20 protein-coding genes and 2 pseudogenes are annotated in these 20,916 nt (G+C 56.1%); 15 read left to right on the top strand and 7 right to left on the bottom strand.

Features of this window, described 5'->3' with window-relative positions:
- Positions 1–29 precede the first annotated feature (29 nt).
- Positions 30–299 (bottom strand): annotated as a pseudogene (locus HBO23_RS33910) (hypothetical protein).
- Between the two features lie 331 nt (positions 300–630).
- Between HBO23_RS33910 and HBO23_RS16375 the strand changes: the two are divergent.
- From HBO23_RS16375 to HBO23_RS16330, 10 genes and pseudogenes are all read left to right on the top strand, one after another.
- Positions 631–5,223 (top strand): annotated as a pseudogene (locus HBO23_RS16375) (hemagglutinin repeat-containing protein); the annotation flags it as partial.
- 5 nt (positions 5,224–5,228) lie between these two features.
- A complete protein-coding gene (locus HBO23_RS16370; RefSeq protein ID WP_017138984.1) occupies positions 5,229–5,546 on the top strand; it encodes a hypothetical protein in 318 nt (105 codons plus the stop codon).
- A 447-nt stretch (positions 5,547–5,993) separates the two neighbouring features.
- Entirely contained in the window at positions 5,994–6,479 is a 486-nt protein-coding gene (locus HBO23_RS16365) for a hypothetical protein (RefSeq protein ID WP_170037709.1), read from the top strand.
- Between the two features lie 501 nt (positions 6,480–6,980).
- Entirely contained in the window at positions 6,981–7,328 is a 348-nt protein-coding gene (locus HBO23_RS16360) for a hypothetical protein (protein ID WP_056860342.1), read from the top strand.
- 902 nt (positions 7,329–8,230) lie between these two features.
- On the top strand, positions 8,231–8,623 hold the full coding sequence (locus HBO23_RS16355) for a DUF2846 domain-containing protein (RefSeq protein ID WP_026013838.1): 393 nt from the start codon (positions 8,231–8,233) through the stop codon (positions 8,621–8,623).
- 75 nt (positions 8,624–8,698) lie between these two features.
- Complete coding sequence (locus tag HBO23_RS16350) at positions 8,699–9,181, top strand: RDD family protein (protein WP_170037707.1); 483 nt, start codon at positions 8,699–8,701, stop codon at positions 9,179–9,181.
- 214 nt (positions 9,182–9,395) lie between these two features.
- Entirely contained in the window at positions 9,396–9,791 is a 396-nt protein-coding gene (locus HBO23_RS16345) for a hypothetical protein (RefSeq protein WP_100219310.1), read from the top strand.
- A 133-nt stretch (positions 9,792–9,924) separates the two neighbouring features.
- Positions 9,925–10,230, top strand: a complete 306-nt coding sequence (locus tag HBO23_RS16340; protein ID WP_170037705.1) for a hypothetical protein — start codon at positions 9,925–9,927, stop codon at positions 10,228–10,230.
- Positions 10,231–10,310: 80 nt separating this feature from the next.
- The gene (locus HBO23_RS16335; protein ID WP_170037703.1) at positions 10,311–10,862 is read left to right on the top strand and encodes a hypothetical protein; all 552 of its coding nucleotides are present in this window, start codon (positions 10,311–10,313) and stop codon (positions 10,860–10,862) included.
- A 476-nt stretch (positions 10,863–11,338) separates the two neighbouring features.
- Entirely contained in the window at positions 11,339–11,569 is a 231-nt protein-coding gene (locus tag HBO23_RS16330; RefSeq protein WP_138453804.1) for a hypothetical protein, read from the top strand.
- A 227-nt stretch (positions 11,570–11,796) separates the two neighbouring features.
- Here the strand turns inward: HBO23_RS16330 and HBO23_RS16325 are convergent, their stop codons facing one another.
- From HBO23_RS16325 to HBO23_RS16315, 3 genes are all read right to left on the bottom strand, one after another.
- Complete coding sequence (locus HBO23_RS16325) at positions 11,797–12,090, bottom strand: hypothetical protein (RefSeq protein WP_225932995.1); 294 nt, start codon at positions 12,088–12,090, stop codon at positions 11,797–11,799.
- A gap of 378 nt (positions 12,091–12,468) precedes the next feature.
- Entirely contained in the window at positions 12,469–13,356 is an 888-nt protein-coding gene (gene yghX, locus HBO23_RS16320) for a YghX family hydrolase (RefSeq protein ID WP_170037701.1), read from the bottom strand.
- Positions 13,357–13,400: 44 nt separating this feature from the next.
- Positions 13,401–13,895, bottom strand: a complete 495-nt coding sequence (locus HBO23_RS16315) for a hotdog domain-containing protein (RefSeq protein WP_058420462.1) — start codon at positions 13,893–13,895, stop codon at positions 13,401–13,403.
- A 124-nt stretch (positions 13,896–14,019) separates the two neighbouring features.
- Here HBO23_RS16315 and HBO23_RS16310 point away from each other — a divergent pair, with 124 nt between their 5' ends.
- Entirely contained in the window at positions 14,020–14,589 is a 570-nt protein-coding gene (locus HBO23_RS16310; protein ID WP_170037699.1) for a YceI family protein, read from the top strand.
- Here the strand turns inward: HBO23_RS16310 and HBO23_RS16305 are convergent.
- The gene (locus HBO23_RS16305) at positions 14,586–15,476 is read right to left on the bottom strand and encodes a DMT family transporter (protein WP_170037697.1); all 891 of its coding nucleotides are present in this window, start codon (positions 15,474–15,476) and stop codon (positions 14,586–14,588) included. The two genes, HBO23_RS16310 and HBO23_RS16305, sit on opposite strands and share 4 nt — an antisense overlap.
- A gap of 88 nt (positions 15,477–15,564) precedes the next feature.
- Here HBO23_RS16305 and HBO23_RS16300 point away from each other — a divergent pair, with 88 nt between their 5' ends.
- Positions 15,565–16,890: a PLP-dependent aminotransferase family protein gene (locus HBO23_RS16300; RefSeq protein ID WP_170037695.1), complete on the top strand. Its 1,326-nt coding sequence runs from the start codon at positions 15,565–15,567 to the stop codon at positions 16,888–16,890.
- Positions 16,891–16,906: 16 nt separating this feature from the next.
- Here HBO23_RS16300 and HBO23_RS16295 read toward each other — a convergent pair whose 3' ends face one another.
- Positions 16,907–17,338, bottom strand: coding sequence for a nuclear transport factor 2 family protein (locus HBO23_RS16295; RefSeq protein WP_138453055.1), 432 nt, complete (start codon positions 17,336–17,338; stop codon positions 16,907–16,909).
- A gap of 257 nt (positions 17,339–17,595) precedes the next feature.
- Between HBO23_RS16295 and HBO23_RS16290 the strand changes: the two genes are divergently transcribed.
- Genes HBO23_RS16290 through HBO23_RS16280 form a run of 3 tightly spaced genes read left to right on the top strand, consistent with a single transcriptional unit; the run spans position 17,596 to position 19,026 of the window.
- Entirely contained in the window at positions 17,596–17,814 is a 219-nt protein-coding gene (locus HBO23_RS16290) for a DUF6434 domain-containing protein (RefSeq protein WP_017138970.1), read from the top strand.
- Positions 17,811–18,281 (top strand): RidA family protein, encoded by a 471-nt coding sequence (locus HBO23_RS16285; RefSeq protein ID WP_170037693.1) that lies wholly within the window; start codon positions 17,811–17,813, stop codon positions 18,279–18,281. Before HBO23_RS16290 ends, HBO23_RS16285 begins: the two co-directional genes overlap by 4 nt.
- A 7-nt stretch (positions 18,282–18,288) precedes the next feature.
- On the top strand, positions 18,289–19,026 hold the full coding sequence (locus HBO23_RS16280) for a CPBP family intramembrane glutamic endopeptidase (protein WP_170037766.1): 738 nt from the start codon (positions 18,289–18,291) through the stop codon (positions 19,024–19,026).
- A 154-nt stretch (positions 19,027–19,180) separates the two neighbouring features.
- Here the strand turns inward: HBO23_RS16280 and HBO23_RS16270 are convergent, their stop codons facing one another.
- On the bottom strand, positions 19,181–20,881 hold the full coding sequence (locus tag HBO23_RS16270) for an amidase (RefSeq protein ID WP_170037690.1): 1,701 nt from the start codon (positions 20,879–20,881) through the stop codon (positions 19,181–19,183).
- Positions 20,882–20,916 lie beyond the last annotated feature (35 nt).

The raw sequence follows: 20,916 nt of genomic DNA, 5'->3' as shown, positions 1-20,916 counted from the left end.
TCGGGCGGCTCTACGCCGCCCGAATTTATTTATAAGTCTTGCGAAATCAGCCTTCGCCCAATCACATCCATGAGATCGCAACCATCACGCAATGGAATAGCCAGCAACAACGCAAAGTCGTGAAGGACAATCGCATCACTCCTGATTTCCTCGCGAAATGCCAGGTTTTCCAGAAACTAAGTCACCGCACGAATGCGGTAAGCAGCGGCATCATAGAGAACATCAAGAGGGGCTTGCGTGTCGATCACCAGCGCGGGGATGGTTGAATCGTGGCCTGTCAGTGCCATGTATCGGGTCATTTTATATCTCTCTACTTAAGTGATGGATGCCATCACTCAAACGTCGCCAAACGTATGGGTGACAGCTGTACGCAGGTTGGCGAACCGGCAGTAGAGAAAACCGGCAGACCCTAAGGTCTCCCGCGCACAGCCGTCATAAACGACTTTGCGGGCGCACAAGTGTCTGCAAAAAAGCCGTCAGCTTGCGCATTCTCTACCGTCAGGTCGCCAAACCTGAATCGCCATATGGGCGACCGGCGGACTATAAGCCTTCAGCGCAAAGACGCGCAAGGTATCAAAAAGCCAATGTTCTCGTGCCGCTGACTTACTCAGTGAAACCGATCAATTGCGCTACGAACAACGGCTGATCCAGCAAGCCGTTATCGCCCGCACCGGACAGCGCTTCATCGACAACCAGACCAGCGATGCCGGTTTGTACAAATACCTGATGGACAACGCCATCGCCAGCAAGCAACAACTGAACCTGGCCGTAGGCGTAAGCCTCACTTCCGAACAGGTCGCGGCGCTGACCCACGACATCGTGTGGATGGAAAGCGCCTCCGTAGCCGGTCAACAAGTGCTGGTACCGGTTTTGTATCTGGCCCAAGCCAATAACCGTCTTGGCCCCAACGGTGCACTGATCGCCGGTAACGACGTCAACCTGATTGCCGGTGAAAACCTCAACAACGTCGGCACCCTGCGCGCCACCAACAATCTGTCGGCCAGCGCCGGCGGCAACCTGGTCAATAGCGGCCTGATCGAGGCCGGTAATCGTCTCGATCTGTTGGCGGGCAATAACCTGATCAACAAGGCGGGCGGGATCATTTCTGGGCGCGACGTGAGTCTCACGGCGGTTAACGGCGACGTGATCAACGAGCGCACGGTTACCACTCACGAGAGCAGCGGCGGGGCGTACATCCGAGAGGTGCGGCAGGACTTTGTGGACAACGCTGCCCGTATCGAAGCGGCCAACAACCTGAGCGTACGCGCCGGTCGCGACGTTAACAGCGTTGGCGGCGTGATGAGCAGCGGCGCCGACATGACGATAGCGGCGGGGCGCGATGTGAACCTCATCGCAGCCGAAAAACGCACTGGCCGTGGCACCACAGAGGCTAGCACCGGCAGCGTCACCCAACACGGCACCGTGATCGAGGCCGGCCGTGACTTCCGTGTGCAGGCTGGGCGTGATATCAGCGCCATTGCCAGCCGGATCGACGCCAAGCGTGACGTTGCCATGGCCGCCACGGGCGACCTGACCTTGGCTTCAGGCGTGGATGAACAGCATTACTCGTATAACACCAAGAAGGTCAAGATCCAGGAAGACCACGCCCAGCAAGTGTCCACCACGGTGAAGGCCGGTGGTGATGTGGCGTTGAGTGCCGGGAATGATTTGGCGTTGATTGCCAGCCGGGTGACGGCGGGGGATGAGGCGTATTTGTACGCGGGTAAAAATCTGGAACTCAAATCTGCTGAGGACCAGGACTACAGCTTCTTTAGCAAGACCAGCAAGACATCGACGGGCAAGAAGTTCCGTCTCGATGAAACCGATACCGTCACGAACGTTGGCAGCTTGGTCAACTCAGGTGGTAACAGCACGTTGGTAGCCGGTGAAAACCTGCTGTTGGCCGGCAGTGCCGTGACTGCCGAGAAAGGTGCCGCGAAATTGGTGGCCGGCAAGGATGTACAGATTCTGGCCGTGACCGATTCCGACAGCGTTAGCCATGAGCGCAAGGAAAGCAAAAGCAGTTGGGGTGGGTTCAAGTCGAGCAAGGTTGAGGACCAGGTCGACGAGAAACGTACCACTGCGGTGGGGAGTATGGTCTCCGGCGATACCGTCACTGTTGCGGGCGGGCAAGACGTGAAAGTGACGGGTTCGTCACTGGTCAGCACCGGCGACCTTACGGTACAGGCCGGACGTGACCTGGCCATCGACGCGGCGCAGAACACCTTCTCGCGCACTGACATGCATAAGGAAAAGAACCGCGACCTGACGGGTGTGCTAACCGGCAATAAGCTGGGCCTGGATGACATCACCGGCAACCAGCATCTGTTCATCAATAGCCAGAAACATAACGGCACTGCGACAGAAACTACGCTTACCGGCAGCACAGTCGGTTCCAGTGCTGGCAACGTAAAGCTGGAGGCGGGGCGTGAGCTGAAGGTGGTGGCCAGTGACTTGGTCAGTACCAAGGACATGGATCTCAAAGGCTCCAATGTGACCATTGCTGCGGGTATGGAGAATGCCAGCCAAAGCACGGTCGACAAGTCCAAGAGCCTTGCAGTTGGGCGCGTTATCGGCGGAACCGTTGTCGATACCGCCAGGAGCATCCGCGACGGGGTTGAGGCCGCTAAAAATGCCGATGATCCTCGGCTCAAAGCGGTGAAGCTGGCTCAGGTTGCCTTGAACACCTATAACCTGGGCGGCCAGATGGCGGATGCCAATGGTCAGGGTTCTGGTTTCGCGGATAAAAAAGGAGGCACGGCCAGCAACGGCTCACTGATCAAAATTGGCACCGAACTGGCCAATACCAGCAGTAAAAATACCACTGAGTACCGCAGTGAAACGGCGAAGCAAAGCACGCTCAACGCCGGTCAAGGGCTATCGATTGTGGCCACCGGCAAGGCCGCAGAAACCCAAGGTGATATCCATGTCATTGGCAGTGAGCTGAAGGCAGCCAATACCACGCTCATCGCCAAAAACGACATCATTCTGGAAAGCGCACAGAACACTACCGAGCGGAAAAACGACAGTAACAACAATAAAACCAGCATCGGTGCCAGCTTCAATATCGGCGAGCAAAACGGCTTCACTCTGGACCTCGGTGCACAAATTGCCAAAGGCATGGGTTCCGGCAGTTCTGTTACTCAGGTCAACACCAAACTGGACACTGGTGCGCTGGTTCTGAGCAGTGGCCAAGACACCACACTGGCGGGTGCCCAGGTACGTGCTGACAGCATCAAGGCGGATATCGGCGGTAACCTCAACATCGCTTCGCGCCATGACACCGACACCCAGAAGAGCAAGCAAAGCAGCGCCGGTGTTGGCGCAAGTATCTGCGTGCCACCATTCTGCTACGGTACGACGGTGACGGCGTCCGCGAACATGTCTGCCGGCAACATGAACAGTGACTACAAGGCGGTCACCGATCAGACGGGGCTGTATGCGGGCAAGGATGGCTACACCCTGGATGTGGGTAAAAACACCACGCTACAGGGCGCCGTCATTGCGAGCGAAGCCAGTGCTGACAAGAACCTGTTGATTACCGATCGCTTGCTTACCAGTGACATCAAGAACACCAGCAAGATCAACAGCACTTCGGCAAGCGCAGGCATTTCCGGAGGGTCCAGCGGTATCACAATGGGCCCGCCTATGGGCGCAGTACTGAGTGAGTCCGACAGCAGCAAAACCCGGGCGGCGGTCAGCGAGGGCACGATTGTTGTGCGTAACCCTGAGGGCGCCAACGATCTGGTCGGCCTCAATCGCGATACGCAAAACGCCAACAAGCACCTCGACAAGCCAGATGAAAAGGCTATGCGCGAACGCATGGACCTGATCAACAGCTCTGCGCAACTGGCCATAACGATCGGAAGCACCATTGGCAAGGCGAAGATCGACGAGTCTGAAGATCCCAACAGCGACGCGGGTAAAGCTGCTCGGCAGAAGTTGCTGGACAGTGGGATCAGTGACCCGACCACCGCACAGGTGAGGCAACAGGCTGAACGGGATTACGGCGTTGGCAGCAGTTTCCAACGCACGACGCAGACCGTGACCGCCATCGTGCAGGGGATCGCCGGTGGCAATGTGGGAGCGGCCATTGCGGGGGCATCCGCGCCCTACCTCGCGCAACAAGTAAAAGACCTGACGGCAGGTGATGACGCCGCCAACCTGATGGCTCATGCGGTGTTGGGCGCGGTATTGGCCAGGGCTGGTGGTAATTCGGCGCTGGTGGGGGCCGGTGGTGCGTTAGCAGCGGAAGCCACGGCGAGGTTGATTCGTAGTGAGCTGTACGGAAACGTCAGTAATGACGAGCTGACATCGGAGCAGAAACAAACGATCTCTGCATTGTCGACGTTAGTGGCAGGGATTGCGGGTTCTGCTGTGGGCAAGGATGCGCTGAGTGCGGTGGCGGCGGCTCAGGCTGGGAAGAATGCGGTTGAAAACAACCAATTGAGCGCGAAAGATGTCGTGGATTTACAGACTGAACTCGCAAAAGCCAGTAAAAATGGACAGCCAACAGAAGCCATTTGGGAGAAATACAAAGAGTTGAGCGCTGAGAAGCGCGCAGAGATGCTGGCAGGCTGTGCGGGCACGGGCGGGCTTTGCAGCGTGGGTTACCAGTCTGAGTATGAGGGTGGGATACAGACGGCTGATAGTGTCAGTAGCATGCGCTGGTTCTTCGGCCTTTCAGAAGCAGACGCTTCACGCCTGAGCCAGTTTGTCACTGAAGAAAACCAGTACGACATGGGGCTGTTGTACAACTCCCTACCTACATGGGAGAAAGCAGCTTTAATTGGAAAAGAGGTGCTTACCTCTACAGGTGCGTCCATAGGGCGTGATAAAACGTCTATCGCGTCGATGATTGGGAAGAATAAGGGAGGGACGTCGGGAGCGCAGGCGGGGCAGGATAAAACGTCGGCAGACGGTAAAGGGGTTATGCCGTCTGGTGCAAAAGGAATATCTTCAATCGTGGAGCCAAAAATTGCTCAGCAAATGGGGAAGCGAGGTTGGACAACCGATTCTCTTGAAGGTGTTATCGCAAACCCAAGCAAGACTGTTGTGACTAAAGATACTAGGTTCGATCCGGCTTCTGGTACTAGACTCAATGATCCCGCAACTGGTTATGTAGCCAAAGATGGTTCTTACGTTGTGCGGAATGACCGGACTGGTACGATCGTGCAGGTATCGGATAAGAATGATAAAAATTGGGTCGCGCCATGGGACTAAATGTAATGAATGAATTCATATTTCTGGGTGCGGGGCCGGAGCCCACTAGGCTTTGGGGTGAAACGCCTTTATTTAACTTAATTGATGGGCATAAGTTACTAGTTTTTTGCGATGAGCACGATGCAGCCGTACTCGGAATCGAGGGGTTCAAAGTCGTTGGAGGTAAAAGAGTGCCTGACATGGATTGTATTGCGGATTTTTCTGCCCTGGCTATGACTGCCGGAGAGCTATTCCCAGCTGAGTCTAGAAAATCGGCCAAGTACTTCCTAAGTACGATTTCAGACCCTGATACGTTATTGGAGTTCGTTTTAGTTAAAACTTGATGGTGCAAAAGCAACGGAAAAAGGGGACAGATTTATTTAAGTAACAAAGAGCTCGGACTAAATAAATCTGTCCCCTTTTTCGACGCAGCCCATATTCTGAGTTAAACGGTGCAATTGGGGAGGCTCGTGGCTGGAGTCAGGCTATTGAATCGGGGCAAACACCAATTTCCGGACCTGGGAAAGCGTCACTCCCAGGTGCAGATTACATTACGTATGATCCATCATCGCGATCTGTGATCGTCTGGGACGCCAAGTATCGTGCTCCTGGCGGAAGCTATCCGACGTCCTTGCCAGATTCAAAGTTACAGGCCTGGCAGTCAGAGATCATAAACTCTGTTAAAAATATGCCGGAGGGATCGGCCAAAGCAGCCGCAGAGAGTGCGCTTAAGGCTGGCAGGGTCGAAGGCCGAATATTCAAATGGCCACAATAGGCTTGAGGTATTTAAGATGAAAGAATGGTCATCGCTGTGCAAGTCAAAGGTTGGGGACGCCGTTGATGTACGGGAGCAATGCGTTATCGCTATGGACGACGGCGCATACAAAATTTCAGACGATCAGTATTTTTTAGCTGACGCTTTTTCTGATGAGGGAGAGGAAAAACTTTGTTTGCTATCCCTCTACTGGGCTTGCAGTGAGCCTGCATTTAGAAGAGCCTACTACAGGGATGTTGAAAATGATGACATGGCCGTATGCCGGCCGCCGCCTGAGTTGCTTCCGGTTGGGGCGGGGGGGACCTATAGTCAGATTAAAAATGCTCTTAGCTCTCTTGGTTCTGAGAAGTTTATGGAGTACGCGTCTTATCGTGTTATGTCTGATGGTGCATTTGTTCATAAGGGCTTAGAAAGTTCATTGGCTGTTTATTATTTTCGCTTGCATGATATTGTTGATGATGAGCTGCCTTACGCGATACTGTGGAAGCTTTCTAGTGTGTGATTTATAAGAGGCAACGTCCTGTTTCTGGATTGAAGCGGTGCAAAAGGACCAGTGCAGGTTATCCCTGATGCAATCAGCCCACCCAAGTTCAGCCGGGTTGAAGACCTGTTTGGGCAGACGTTTGAAAGTATCCCGCTGTCGCACCTTCTCAATTGGAAGACCGGTTCGCTTGTAAATGAGGAAAAATGGGGTCAGGCAACTATTCTTCTGACGGATCACTAAACGTGGTCTGACCCCTATTTTTTCTCGAAATGAAGAGACTTGGTGTTCCAGATAATGCCGCTGGTCGCCAGATGCTAACTGATCACTTGACTCGCTCTGCCAAAACTGACGGCAATTTAATTAATGCATTCTCCAATCAATACGGAAAATTTGAGGTCAGAGAGTCCTTGTTTATGGGACCATCGGGTAAGGCTGCTAATTTTCAGAGCACGTTCCAGGTTCTTGATGATGGAAGTCGTAAACTCAGCACAGTCATACCGCTTCACTGAGGAGGTCGTAATGAAATTTCCAAGCACAGATGATTTTTTGGAAGAGTTCGGTATCCAGCCTATTGAGGTTGATCCAAACTTGGCGCTATGTCGTTATATCCAGAAGTCTAAAAATAGCGAACTTGAGGTTGATGTTTCTTTTAGTGCTGTGATGAAGTCATTCCAAGTCGTGCTTAGGCTTTCCACTCAAGAGCTAGCAGTTATTTCGTCCGAGAGCGTCAAGTCTATTGAGTTAGTGCGAGATGAGTCTGGGGCTGGGATTCATGTTGTCTTTGATATGTCTGAATCACTGTCAGAGGCGAGGGTGATATTCGAACCTGAGGTGAGTTGCCGATGGTGGACGTTACACAAAGTATAAGAATGAAATAGGAGGGGATTGGTAAAAAGAAAAATGGGGTCAGACTACTATTCTTCTGACGGAGCACTAAACGTGGTGCTGACCTCTATTTTTCTGCAGAGTGCATCAAAGGGCGGCGTTAGGTAATGAACTCTCCTAGACTTATGGTTGCCTGGCTGTTAACAGTGCTCGGGAAGAAATTACTGTCAGTAAATGCTCTATTCCATGTTTCTCTTTCGAGAGGGATTCTGCCCCTCAAGAGGTTGGCCTTCTATTTGAAAGTTCTGAAATTGGGAAGCTCTATGGCGGGCCTGATGGTGCGTCTATCTGTTTTTCTTTGAATCCGATTTCAAACTGCGATCTAGGTGAATACGGTAGGCAAGATATTTTTAATATTTCTGGTGAGCTTTATTTCTCCAATGTTGTAGGAAGAAGGTTAGTGTCGGCATCGCTTGTGCAGTCCTTAGCAGAAGACGTAGTGATAGGCGTTGCTCTCTCGTTTGATAACGGTTTTTGCCTATCCATTTTAAACTTAGGTGATGAGCTTTTTATCTACGATGAAACGAAAAGGGGACAGATTTATTTAAATAACGAAGAACTTGCTTTTGCACTCTCTTGTCAGGTCGCCAAACCTGTTCGCCATATGGGCGACGGGCCGGACTACAAGCCCCGCGCCCACCCCCCCACAATGCATCAAAGTGCTGGCCCACGCACAACGCTTCACGTCTTCATCCCCGCGGCCGATACCCTGGCGATGATTAAACGCATCAAAGAACCCGCGCCGGCCAATCGCCGGCGCTCTCAACCCGCTCTACCGTCACACCACAAGGAAGAAGTACATGATCAAGCTGTTCTGCAAAGCTGCTGTTGTATTGTCCCTGGCCACGCTGTTTGGCTGCTCCTCGACGCCGTCGGTGGAGAAGATGCAGGCTGACGTGGCGAACTACTCGTTGCCCAAGGCCGCCGTCGCCGATAAAGGCCTGGTGTATGTCGTGCGCCCAAGCAACGTGGGGATGATGGTGCGGTTCAACGTGTTCCTGGATGACAAGGAAGCCGACTCGGAGATGGGTTACAACCGTGGTAACCAGTACATTTATTTCTTCGTGTCGCCGGGCCAGCACGTGATCAGTTCCAAAGCTGAAAACTGGGCTGACATGCCGATCAACGTCAAGGCCGGTGAGGTGGTTTACCTCAAGCAGGAAGTCGAAATGGGCTTCGCCGTGGCGCGCAACAGCCTCAAAGTGCTGAGCGATGTGGAAGGCCGTTATCTGGTCAAGGACGCGTCGTTGGGTACCATTGCAAAAGAAAGCAAGTGAGTAAAAAAGCGATTGAGGCGGCCGGGCGTTGAGCTTGGCCGTTGTTGCTGTTTACATAAGCCGGAGTGACACCGTATGGACGCAATTACCCCCGCTAAACGGCCGACCATTTTGGCTAGCATCGGCCGTCGCCTGCTGGCCCGAATCATCGACTCTGGCATCGCGGTGCTGATCTTTTTCATCGTCAAGTTCGGCGCCGAGGTGCTGTCGGCGTCCGTCCCCGCCGTGAAGGCCAAGGGCGGGTTCCTTGCGGCGTTTTTCGCAGGTTTTGCCTACCTCTTGCTCGCAGACGCGCTGCCCAATGGCCAGAGCCTGGGCAAGCGCTTGCTGAGCATCGCGGTCGTCGACCGTAAAACCCGCAAGGGCTGCTCCATTTCTCAGTCGCTCACCCGCAATGCCGGGGTGCTGGTGATCATCGACTGGGTGTGGATTTTCCTTGAGTCCAGAACCCGCCTCGGCGATATGTTCGCCAAAACCATCGTGATTCAAACCGGCAACTTGACTAAGGTACGCGGTCTTGCCGACATCTATGACGACGGGAAGCCCGGCACTGCTTGAGGGTGGTAGCTCTGGTTTCAACGTGTAGGTTAAAAGGCTCTGGGGCGAAAAGGGGACAGATTTTTTTAAGTAACAAAGAACTCGGAAAATCAAATAAATCCGTCCGCTTTTTCTCCCCTGGGCGGAAAATGTGGGTAATTTATTTGATTTTACGTGGTCGATATCACAAGTAAATTTGGCACCTTTTTTCTTATGTCCTTGGGTGAGTGTAAAAATGAAACGTACTGAACTTTCCGAGCTGGAGCTACCGACAATGAGGGAGGAGCTTCTGTCTTATATGGGGGGGTTGTCAGACGCTAATTATCAGTATCGGGCCTGGGTTGAACACTCCTTGCCAGAGTCTGGGTATGACAAACTCGATTACACTGTGCATTTCTTATATGATGATACCGGGCTCGCTAAGGATCCCTATGCTTGGATAGGTGTGGTTCTGAGAAATACGGAAGAAGCCAGTTCTATGGCAGCCCTTGTGAGTGCCATTGATGTGGTTTTTGATAAGTATGGCGTTGATCTTTCTGATAAGGATTACTTGGAGAAGAAAGAGTGGCAGTTAGTGGTGGATAAGGCTAAGTCCGCGCTTGAGGTTCTTCTCTGTGATGGCAAAGGTTAGCCCGCCTTCCCACTTAAAAATGAAATTTATTGCCATTTTTGTCCTGGTAGGTATTTAGGGAAAAGGGGATGGGTTGGTTTAAGTAACAAAGGGCTCGGAAAGTTAAATAAATCTGTCCCATTTTTCTCGAGAAATGAATGCGGTAGCCAAATTGAAAGCTTGGAATTTCCAAGTGTTAATGCTTGTTCAAGCGATGCTAGGGGCAGTTACTCCAAACTTTAGAATGGTGGTGTTATCTTGTGAGGTTGATGTCTGGGTAATAAGATTTTATCTCGAGAAAAATATAGAAGATGATATCGCTGAGATAGAAGACATTATATGTCAATATGCCGCGTATCAGGATTCGAGTTTACAATGCAAGTCAGAGATTTTAGTCGGTAATGAAAATCTACCTAGTTTTTCGGAAGGCAATAGGGCTGTTTATCGTCGAAAAGAGTGATTTTTGAGTTGAAAAAATGGGTCGGATCCTGCGAAAAAAATGCGATCAGATCACTAATGTGGAGAGCTAGGTTGTTCTAAATGAGCACTAAAGGTGGTCTGATCTCTACTGTTTCTAATGAGTTTAGTGGGCATTACTGGAAGAATTGGACGCTTCAGGTCAAGGGAGAAATGGGGTCAGATCACTATTCTTCTGGCGGTGCATTAAACGTGGTCTTCCCCCTATTTTTCAAGGACAAAATGATGGATGGATTGGTTTGGCTTGAAAAACTCAAGGAGTCATTTTCTTCAACTGGTCTGGGTTATGAAGATCTTTACGAACTCATAGAGGCTGCTATAGCGAGAGGGAGGACTAACTTCCCGGCTTTTATCTATGATGCTTCGCGGGGGGTTGGCGTCTCTGTAAGTGAAGGTTTTTTTTACTCTCTCGATCAGGATTGGGACGATCCAGAGGATTTCAATGAGGTCAGCTTTTTTTTGGGCGAGGTGGAAACTTCAAGTCTTCCAGTGCCTGACTACGTTTTCCTGATGAAAATTGCAGCTCATGTATACTCTACTTTCTTTCCTGATGATGGGGGCGCTGTTCTAAGGTCTGCTGAAAGATTAGAAAAGCGTTACTCAAAAAGGTTTTAGTCTAGTTGAATCGTTCAGTAAAAGGAAAACAGGATAAAAATAAGTCAGAACACTATTCTTCTTTGGAAGAGCAAAAAATGGGGTTATGCTACTATTTTTTACGGAGCACTAAACGCGGTCTGACCCCTATTTTTCGCCTATTCTTCTGGCGGAGCACTAACGTTGTCTGACCCTGAGGAATCCCTGCAGTAACGAACTGACACAACTCATCAGTGTTGTCAGGCGACGAGAATGGATTGAAGGCAGTGCTTGAGCGAGCGCTCTGTGTAAAAAACGGATGGCTTGCATGGGTCGAGGATCTTGTTTTAGTGTGGTGCAAACCAAGTTGCCGACTCATGCAGGCTTCTTCAATGATTCCAACTTCTTGATTTTTCTTAAGAAAAATCGGGGATCCCTCAGGGTCAGACCACTATTGTTCTTGCTGAGTATTAAGCGTGGATTGGCCCCTATTTTTCCAGAGTTGAAGAGTTAGGAATATGTACTCACAAGCCGACCTCGCTATGGATTTAGAAAAAGCACTGGTTAACGGTTTCGATGTCTTTAGGATTTCTAAACTGGCATTTGAAATTTATCAAAACCATGGCTTAGAAATCACTGCTCGCATGGATCGAGCACTTCTCACATTGATGGCAATGGAGGACGGTGAGGAGTTTGAGTTGACTGAGTCCGAGCTTTTGGGTCTGATTTCAGCGATTAAAGCAGTGTAGATGGAGCAAAAGAGATCGAGTGGGATCAGACCACTATTCTTCTGACGGAGCACTAAACGTGGTCTGACCCCTATTTTTTTTAAAAAACCTTCCTGAATCGGCAAATTGGCTCATGAGGGAAAGTGCTCAGTTCGGCTTGCTGCCTACGGGGGTGTATCAGTCATTAACCCCGCACTGACACACCGCCTTCGCAGGCAAGCCAGCTCCCACAGTTGGTTTGTGGTGTGTCAGCAGGTTTTGGGTTGCAGGCACTCCAGCGCACGGTCGGCCAGGGTTTGGGCCCTGTCGATCAGGTGTTCGGTGGCACCGGCCATGTGGCGTTGATCGCCTGTCAGGCCTTGGGTGGTGTCGGCAGCGGTGGCGGCTGCGCAGCGCAGCAGGTCGCAGAGTTGGGCGAGGGCGTCTTCGAAGCTGAGGTCGTGATGCACTGTAAAGGGCTGCGGTGAGGTGGGTTGCAGGTAGTGACTCAGGGCGCGTTCAAATATTTCGCGGCTGGGGGTGAAGCGCGTTGTATTGCTCATGCATAAGCTCCTGATAAGGGGCCTACTTGTTTCAGGTTTCCACACCTGTTCGCTGATAGGCAGCGACAGAGCACAGGCTAGCCAGTGGCATGCGCAGGCGCAAGGCCGAAGGGCTGCTTAGGAAGCTTCCTGCAAGGTTAAGGGATATGGATTGCTGGCCTTTAACACTGCATGTCGATCAGGCAACACCGATCAAAGCTGAGAGGCGGGGTGTTGTGGCGAGCGGGCTTGCCCCGCGTTGGGCTGCGCAGCAGCCCCAGGGGAGTCAACGCGGTTTTCCAGATGTATCGCGTCGTGAGGTGTCAGGGCCGCTTCGCGCCCCAACGCGGGGCAAGCCCGCTCGCCACAAGAAGTTAGCTGCCACAGTTCTGAACGTGTTCAGACCAGGTATTTGCGGAACCAGCCCAACGTGCGCTCCCACGCCAGATTCGCCGCTGCCTCGTCATATCTCGGCGTCGAATCATTATGAAAGCCATGATTGGCGCCCTTATAAATAAACGCCTCATAGGTCGTGCCTGCGGCCTTCAACGCCTGTTCATACGCCGGCCAACCCTCGTTGATGCGCGTGTCCAGCTCGCCGTAATGCAGCATGATCGGCGCCTTGATGCGTGGCACATCCTTCGCTTCTGGCTGCCTGCCGTAAAACGACACCGCTGCGCCAAGCTCCGGATACGCCACCGCCGCCGCATTGGTCACGCCGCCGCCATAGCAGAAGCCGGTAATCCCGACTTTGCCGGTGCTGCTGTCGTGGTGCATCAGCCATTCGATGGCGGCGAAGAAGTCGTTCATGAGTTTGGTGGGGTCGACTTTTTGTTGCAGTTCCACGCCTTTTTGATCGTTGCCGGGGTAGCCGCCCACGGAGGTGAGGCCGTCGGGTGCCAGGGCGATGAAGCCGGCTTTGGCCAGGCGCCGGGCGACGTCTTCGATGTAGGGGTTAAGGCCTCGGTTTTCGTGCACCACCACCACGGCGGGCAGTTTGCCGCTGGCCTTGGCCGGGCGTACGAGGTAGCCGCGCACGGTGCCGTTGCCTTTGGGCGAGGGGTAGGTGATGTAGTCGGCGACGATGTCCGGGTCGGTGAATTTGACCTGTTCGGCCAGCGCGTAGTTGGGGCTCAGGGCTGCCAGCAGGGCCGAGGCAGTGAGGCCGCCGAAGGTAAACAGCGCGGCGCGGTCGAGAAATTCGCGGCGGTTAAGCTTGCCGTGGGCGTAGCCGTCGTAGAGTTCCAGCAGTTCGGGGGCGAAGTCTTTCGCGGTGAGACGAGTCATCGGAGCAGTCCTCGATTAGCGGTGGTCATCACTGTAGACCAGGATCAACGTTCGCGGCCATGGGCGGAATCCGACAGTTGCCGGGTATCGACGCGCACGAACACCGAGTCGCCGAGGGCGGTGAGCACGTCACCGGCGTACACCTCGCAGACCACGCGGCTTTTACGCCCCACGTCGCCTTCAACCCGCGCGCGCAGGGTCAGCGTCACGCCCATGGGCGTGGGCTTGATGAATTTGATCCCCAGGTTACCGGTCACGCAGTCGATGCGCGGCAGGCTGCCGGGCTCGCGCTGTTCGTTGCGGTAGTGGTAGGCCATGGCGGTCCAGTTGGAGTGGCAGTCGACCAGCATGGCGATCAGGCCGCCGTAGACCAGGTCCGGCCAGCCGCTGTATTGAGCTTCGGGCAGGTGCTCGGCGATCACATGGATACCATCGGCATCCCAACGGCTTTTGATGTGCAGGCCATGGGGGTTGCTGCCGCCGCAGCCGTAGCAGATGCCTTCGGGCGCGGTGATGTCCTGCAGGGAAGGGGTGTGCATGCAAAGTCCTTATTGTTTCTTTTGGCGACTACTCTGTTTAGCAGGGCACGCTGCGAAAGGGAATAAAACCATGGCATGGCGTGTTAGCTCAGCACATCTGTTCATTTATCTTGCGGAGTGTTGCATGAAGCGTCGAATGCCCCTGTTTGTAAGCCTGGCGGTGCTCCTTGGTGTGTTTCTCGGCAACGCGCAGGCCGTGGAATACAAAGACGTCAACCGCACCGCCAGCCAGATCAGTTTTACCTTCCAGCAATTCGGGCAGCGGGTGTATGGCACCTTCAGTGACTTTGAAGGCACTCTGACCTTCGACACGCAAAAGCCTGAGGCGGCGCATGCGTTGCTCAAGATCCAGCTCGCCAGCATCGACGCCGGCAGCCAGGACGCCAATACCCAATTGCAGCAACCGGCGTGGTTCGACACCGCGACCTATCCTGTGGGCGTGTATGAGTCCAATGGCGCCACGGCGCTGGGCGATAACCGCTACAAGATCACCGGTAACCTGACGATCAGGGGCATCACGCGGCCGGTGGATATTGAGGTGCAGCTCAAGGAGCAAAGCGGCATCGGCGTGTTTGACGGGGCGTTCATCCTCAAGCGCAGCGACTTCAAGATTGGTGAGGGTGAATGGGCGGGCAACAGCGTGGTGTCCAATGACATCAACATCAAATTCAAGATGGTTGCGCCGCAGCGCTAACGGGCAAACTTCTTGGCCGAGGCCACACAGCCGATCACCGCAACCGTCACCAGCAGCATGCCCAGGCTGACCTGCTCATGCAGCAGGCCCGCCGCCAGCGCCAGGCCGAAAAACGGCTGCAGCAACTGCAACTGGCCGACCGCAGCGATGCCCCCCTGGGCCAGGCCGCGATACCAGAACACAAAGCCGATCAGCATGCTGAACAGCGACACATAGCCCAGGCTCAGCCACGCCGGCAGGCTGATGCCCGTGAGGGTTGCCGGCGCCAGCATCACGCTCAACGGCGCCACCACCGGCAACGACACCACCAGCGCCCAGCAGATCACCTGCCAGCCGCCCAGGCTGCGCGACAACGTGGCGCCTTCGGCGTATCCCAGGCCGCACACCAATACGGCCAACAGCATCAGCAGGTCACCGGCCGGCGCGGCGCTCAAGCCTTGGGCAACGGCGTAGCCCATCACCAGCAGGCTGCCGAGAATCGAAAACACCCAGAACACCGGGCGCGGCCGCTCGCCGCCACGCAGTACACCAAACACTGCAGTGGCCAGCGGCAGCAGGCCAATGAACACGATGGAGTGCGCCGAGGTCACGTATTGCAGCGCCAGTGCCGTGAGCAGTGGAAAACCGATCACCACACCCAGGGCGACGATCACCAGCGGCCCCCATTGGTGGCGTGCAGGGCGTTTTTCCCTGAACAACCACAACAACAGCACGCCGAACACGGCGGCAATGGCGGCGCGGATCATGGTCAGAAACACCGGGTTGAACTCCATCACCGCCAGGCGCGTGGCTGGCAAGGAGCCGCTGAAGATGACGACGCCGATAAAGCCGTTGATCCAGCCTTGGGCGCTGGTATCCGGTGCAGTGAGGCTTGCGGTGCGTTCCATGGTGAGGGCTCGAACTAGGTGGTTGCGTAAACACCATCCTAGGGGCCAGGATTAAGACAATCAAAAAATTGTCATGGATACACCGCCTATGCCGCGCGCCCGCTACAAGTCGCTGGTCGACACCTTTGCCCAAGACATCCGCAGAGGCGCACTGGCGCCCGGCACACGCCTGCCCACGCACCGGCAATTGGCGGCTGAACATGGCCTGGCGTTGGTCACCGCGAGCCGGGTGTACACGGAGCTTGAAGCCATGGGCCTGGTCAGCGGCGAAACCGGGCGCGGCACCTTTGTGCGGGAAATCGCGTTGCCGCCGGGGCAGGGCAGTGGGCAGATGAATGTGGCCACCGGCATGCTCGACCTGAACTTCAATTACCCCTCGCTGCCCGGTCAGGCAGACCTGCTGCGCACCGCTCTGCGCCAATTGGCGCTGTCGGGCGACCTGGAAGCGCTGTTGCGTTACCAGCCGCATGCCGGTCGCTTGCATGAGCGCGCTGCCGTGGCACGGCATCTATTGAGCCGAGGCCTGGCGGTTGAGGCGGAGCAGGTGCTGATGGTCAGCGGCGCCCAGCACGGCCTGGCGGTGACGATGATGGCGTTGCTCAAGCCTGGGGATGTAATTGCCGTGGATGCGCTGACCTATTCAGGCTTCAAGGTGTTGGCCGAAACCCTGCACCTGGAAATCGTCGCCATTCCGGTGACCGCCAGCGGCCCGGATCTGGCGTTCCTGCACGCGCTGTGCCGCAGGCGCCCGGTGCGTGCGGTGTACAGCATTCCAACCCTGCATAACCCGTTGGGGTGGGTGATGAGCCTTGCGCAACGCGTGCAACTGATTGCCATCGCGCGTGAGCACCATCTGATGCTCATTGAGGACGCGGCCTACGCGTTTCTGGCCGAAGACGCGCCACCGCCGCTGGCCACATTGGCGCCTGAGTGCACGGTGTACGTGGGCGGGTTATCCAAAAGCGTTGCCACGGGTTTGCGCGTCGGGTTTATCGCCGCGCCGTTGGAGTGGGTGAAAAAACTGGAGCGCACGATCATGGCCACCACCTGGAACGTGCCCGGTGTAATGAGCGCGATTGCGGTGGGCTGGATCGAGGACGGCACCGTCGCGCAGCTCGAAGCACAAAAGCGCCAAGACGCACGGGCACGCCAAGCCTTGGCTGCGCAGGTGCTCAAAGGCGTGCCTTACATCAGCCATCCGTCTTCGTATTTTTTGTGGTTGCCGCTGGGGGACGAGGCGCGGGCCGATCAGGTGGCCATGGCCTTGCAGCGCGAGCAGATTTCCGTGTCCACCGCCGAGCCGTTTGCGGTCTCGGCCACGGTGCCGCACGCGCTGCGCCTGGCGCTGGGTTCGGTGAGCATGGCCGCGCTGGGTGAGGCGCTGCTGAAGGTCCGGGAAGCGGTGCGGTGGTGAGCCGCACCGCTTGGCGTCAGTATTTGTAAGCCTGACGCCCGATCAGCAGCCATTTGCCTTTTTGCTTCTGCCAGACCTGGAAGTTGTCGATATCGGTCGGCACTTCGACGCCGCTGTTCACGGCCAGGGCGTGAAAGTGGTTGCGCACCAGCGCGGTGTCGCCGTCCAGGGTGATGGTCTGGTTTTGCATTTCGAGGGTTTTGAACGCGCTGGTGTGGGTTTCCAGGTCAGCGATAAATTGCGCTTTGTTCTGCACCTTGCCGCTGGAGTGGCCATAGGTGAGCTTGTCGGACGTCAGCGCGTGCAGCGCCTTGAGGTCCAGGTGCAGCATGGCTTGGGTCAGTTGGTCGACCGCGTGAGCCACATCCTTTTCGGCCGGGGCAGGCGCAGCTGCGACGTAGCCGGTGAACAGGCACAGAAAACCGATCAGCACTTTGACGTTTGGCATGGGTGTTTCCTTATTGTTGTTGGGGTGAACACGACAACTTAAGTCGTCGTACAACCATGCAATATTTTCGGGGGGCAAGGAAAGTGAAATTTTGAAATATCTCGAAAAGATTAAGCTAGATGGCGTCGTAAATCACATAGCTTCTTGTACGACGTCCCAACACAATAAATAACTGAGGGCGGTACACCTTGTCGCTTCCAGCCCAACAAGCCGATCGCTATGCTACTGCGCAAATAACAAGCCGCCCGAGAGACAACATGGATTTTGACTGGCACAGCGACGCCATCACCCGCGCCACTCCCGTGACCCCACACTACAAAAATACCCAGAACGTTCGCCGTTTCATGCTCGAACACTGCGGCCCGACGTTCAAGTTCGACCGGCCGTTCATGGCCTGGATTCGCAACGACATGCCCAAAACCTTGGGCGATGTGGTGGATGAGTGGCAACGCCGCAACGAGGACGCACGCCCATGACACGCGACGAAAAATACCAGGCTGCCCAGGAACGCATCGGCTACCTGCTGGAGGAATTCAAAATCGGCGGCAACTACACGCCGTTGGTGCGCGATGGCAACCAACTGTACATCAGCGGCCAGATTCCGCGTGTCGGTGACACCCTCATGCTGCCGGGCAAGGTCGGTGAAAGCCTGACCCTGGCCCAGGCGCAAATCGCCGCCAGTATCAGCGCGTTGCGTTGCCTGGGGTTGCTCAAGCAAGCGCTGGGTTCGCTGGATCAGGTCAAGACCCTCGTGCGTATCACCGTGTATGTGCGCAGCGCAGAAGACTTTGATCAGCAAAGTGAAGTGGGCAACGCCGCGTCGGACCTGTTCCACGAAATCCTCGGCGCTGCCGGTGTGCACACGCGCACGTCGGTGGGGGTGATGCAGTTGCCCAAATCGGCGGCCGTCGAGATCGACATGATCGCTGTTGCACACGATTGAACTGGCGATGATCACCCAAGGGCTTGAGGTACTGAACGACTACGCCGTGCACTTGGCGCCGGGTCTGCTGCTGTTTGGTGCGTGGTTCGCGTTGACACCGAGAGCGCAGGTGGCGATGCGCATCCTGATTCTGCTGGCGGCGTTTGTGCTGATGCGCGATGTGATGACGCCGCTGGGTATGTGGGCGGTGAGTCGCGATGTGCAGATCGCATTCAGTGGCAATGCCTTCGTACTGGCGGCGCTGGGCGGGCTGTCGGTGCTGCTGATCATGCTGCTCTCACGCCTGGCACCCGAGTTGTGGCGGTTGATGCGTTGGTCCATTGGCAACCCGTTGGTTGGCATGGCGGTGGGGGTTGTGGTCGGCTGTTTGATCGGCGTGCCGCTGCGGGTTTACCAAGGCATTGATGCAAGCCAGTTCCACGGCTACTGGGTGTGGTTGCCGGGCATGGTGGTATTGGCCTATGGCGCCAATGCGCTGGAGGAAGTGCTGTTCCGCGGCTTTTTGCAGGGTTACCTGGAGCAACAGGTTTCGCCATTGCGCGCTGCATTGATCAGTGGCGTGGCCTTTGCAGCCTGCCATGGGTTCCTGGCCTTAAGCGTTACCCAACTGGGCTGGCCGGTGTTGCTGTTCACCCTGCTTGAAGGGTTGGCCTGTGCGCTGGTGCGCATGCGTTACGGCGTACTGCCCGCCGCACTCGCCCACGGCACCGCCATCCTGCTGATCGCCGTGCCCTACATGGCCTGATATTAAACACAACCCTGATCGCCCTGATCGTTCCCACGCTCCGCGTGGGAATGCAACCCTGGACGCTCTGCGTCCGCTCTTGAAGTCGTGACGCGGAGCGTCACAGAATGCGTTCCCACGCGGAGCGTGGGAACGATCAGTGATCCCACAATTTTTACAGCGGCGGTGTGCGCGGCGGGATCAGGCGTTTGCTGCCGGTGGCTTCATACGCGCTGGCAAAGCTCAGCAGCGCCGAATCATCGTAAGCACGACCGGCAAAGGTCAGGCCGACGGGCATGCCGATGTCGGCCATCACGCCCATCGGCACGGTGACGGTGGGCACGCCGAGGTGGCGGATGGCGAGGTTGCCGTTAGCGACCCACACGCCATTGCTCCAGGCGATGTCGGCACTGGCTTCATTCACGTCGGCATCTGCCGGGCCTACATCGGCCACGGTCGGGAACAGCACCGCATCGAGCCCAAGCGTGTCCATCCAGTCTTCCAGGTCGATGCGCCGGGTTTGCTCCAGGCCGCGCAAACCGTCCGGCACCGTGCTGATCTCGTTCCACGGCGTGATGCCGCGCTGGGCCATGCGCACGTATTCGTCCATGCCGGCGGCCAGGTCATCTTCACGGTTGGGCAGGGTGCCCGGGTCGTGCGGGAAGATCTTCGGCCCATCGACATCCGCCAGGCGGTTGAGCGCCGGGTCGTTGTTGGCGCGCAGGAAGTCATCGAAGGCCCAGGCCGACAGTTCCCACAATTCGTCGTGCAGGAATTCCCTGGAAACCAAGCCACGGGTAAACACGGTTGGCGCGCCAGGGCGATCGCCTTCGCAGTTGGACACCAGCGGGAAATCCACCTCGATCACTTCGGCGCCGGCGGCTTGCAGCGCTTGGCGTGCGCCTGCCCACAGGTCGATCACGCTGGCGCGGGTGTTGATCTTCTGCCCGGTCGGCCCGCCAATGCCGGGCTTTTCGCTGGTGCCCGCCTCGGGGTCGGCATTGATGTACATGCGCGGCACGCCGAAACGTTTACCGGCGAGGGCTTCGCTGCTCACAGCCAGGTCGGCGTAAGACGCGGGGCGCACCGACGCTACGCTTGGGATTGGCACCCAGGGCTGCAGGCGCCACAGGTCGCCACGGGTGTCGGAGTCTTCGGCGACCACCACATCCAGCACTTCCAGCAGGTCGGCCATGGTGCGTGCATAGGGCACCACCACGTCCATGGTCGGCGTGAGCGGCCAGTTGCCGCGCACCGAAATCACCCCACGGGACGGTGTGTAGGCGCACAAACCATTGTTGGACGCCGGGCCGCGCCCGCTCGACCAGGTTTCTTCAGCCACACCAAAGGCGGCGAAGCTTGCCGCCGTGGCGGTACCCGCGCCGTTGGACGAACCGGAGGCAAATGGTGCAGTCAGGTAGTCGGCGTTGTAAGGGCTTTCGGCACGGCCATACACACCCCGCTGCATCCCGCCATTGGCCATCGGCGGCATATTGGTCTTGCCCAGGCAGATGGCGCCGCCCGCTCGCAAGCGTTCGATGGTGAAGGCGTCGCGCTGCGCAACCAGCTTGGCAAAGGCCGGGCTGCCGGATGCGGCCGTAAGGCCCTTGACCAGGTAGCTGTCCTTGGCGGTATAGGGAATGCCGTCCAATGGCCCCAACGTTTCGCCCCTGGCCCGGCGCGCATCGGACGCTTCGGCTTCTTTAAGGGCTTCGGGGTTGCGCACTACCACGGCGTTCAAGGCGGTGGCGGTCTGCGGGCCGTCATAGGCATCGATCCGCGCCAGGTAGGCGTTTACCAGTTCAACGGCAGTGGTCTGGCCGGTTTCAAGCGCCGCGCGCAGTTGGGCAATGGAGACTTCGGTAACTTGCATCACGTTTTTTTCGCCGCCTTCAAGTGGGAGGTATGGCG

The organism is Pseudomonas sp. WS 5532 (assembly GCF_012985445.1).
Classification (GTDB): Bacteria; Pseudomonadota; Gammaproteobacteria; order Pseudomonadales; family Pseudomonadaceae; genus Aquipseudomonas; species Aquipseudomonas edaphica.
The sequence above is the reverse complement of the archived record's forward strand: the minus strand, read 5'-3'. Positions and strand labels throughout refer to the sequence as shown.

Excerpts from the sequence above, each read along its gene's own strand:
- HBO23_RS16370 (WP_017138984.1), top strand. The coding sequence starts at position 5,229 with ATGAATGAATTCATATTTCTGGGTGCGGGGCCGGAGCCCACTAGGCTT.
- HBO23_RS16365 (WP_170037709.1), top strand. The coding sequence starts at position 5,994 with ATGAAAGAATGGTCATCGCTGTGCAAGTCAAAGGTTGGGGACGCCGTT.
- HBO23_RS16360 (WP_056860342.1), top strand. The coding sequence starts at position 6,981 with ATGAAATTTCCAAGCACAGATGATTTTTTGGAAGAGTTCGGTATCCAG.
- HBO23_RS16355 (WP_026013838.1), top strand. The coding sequence starts at position 8,231 with ATGCAGGCTGACGTGGCGAACTACTCGTTGCCCAAGGCCGCCGTCGCC.
- HBO23_RS16350 (WP_170037707.1), top strand. The coding sequence starts at position 8,699 with ATGGACGCAATTACCCCCGCTAAACGGCCGACCATTTTGGCTAGCATC.
- HBO23_RS16345 (WP_100219310.1), top strand. The coding sequence starts at position 9,396 with ATGAAACGTACTGAACTTTCCGAGCTGGAGCTACCGACAATGAGGGAG.
- HBO23_RS16340 (WP_170037705.1), top strand. The coding sequence starts at position 9,925 with ATGAATGCGGTAGCCAAATTGAAAGCTTGGAATTTCCAAGTGTTAATG.
- HBO23_RS16335 (WP_170037703.1), top strand. The coding sequence starts at position 10,311 with ATGAGCACTAAAGGTGGTCTGATCTCTACTGTTTCTAATGAGTTTAGT.
- HBO23_RS16330 (WP_138453804.1), top strand. The coding sequence starts at position 11,339 with ATGTACTCACAAGCCGACCTCGCTATGGATTTAGAAAAAGCACTGGTT.
- HBO23_RS16325 (WP_225932995.1), bottom strand. The coding sequence starts at position 12,090 with ATGAGCAATACAACGCGCTTCACCCCCAGCCGCGAAATATTTGAACGC.
- yghX (WP_170037701.1), bottom strand. The coding sequence starts at position 13,356 with ATGACTCGTCTCACCGCGAAAGACTTCGCCCCCGAACTGCTGGAACTC.
- HBO23_RS16315 (WP_058420462.1), bottom strand. The coding sequence starts at position 13,895 with ATGCACACCCCTTCCCTGCAGGACATCACCGCGCCCGAAGGCATCTGC.
- HBO23_RS16310 (WP_170037699.1), top strand. The coding sequence starts at position 14,020 with ATGAAGCGTCGAATGCCCCTGTTTGTAAGCCTGGCGGTGCTCCTTGGT.
- HBO23_RS16305 (WP_170037697.1), bottom strand. The coding sequence starts at position 15,476 with ATGGAACGCACCGCAAGCCTCACTGCACCGGATACCAGCGCCCAAGGC.
- HBO23_RS16300 (WP_170037695.1), top strand. The coding sequence starts at position 15,565 with ATGCCGCGCGCCCGCTACAAGTCGCTGGTCGACACCTTTGCCCAAGAC.
- HBO23_RS16295 (WP_138453055.1), bottom strand. The coding sequence starts at position 17,338 with ATGCCAAACGTCAAAGTGCTGATCGGTTTTCTGTGCCTGTTCACCGGC.
- HBO23_RS16290 (WP_017138970.1), top strand. The coding sequence starts at position 17,596 with ATGGATTTTGACTGGCACAGCGACGCCATCACCCGCGCCACTCCCGTG.
- HBO23_RS16285 (WP_170037693.1), top strand. The coding sequence starts at position 17,811 with ATGACACGCGACGAAAAATACCAGGCTGCCCAGGAACGCATCGGCTAC.
- HBO23_RS16280 (WP_170037766.1), top strand. The coding sequence starts at position 18,289 with ATGATCACCCAAGGGCTTGAGGTACTGAACGACTACGCCGTGCACTTG.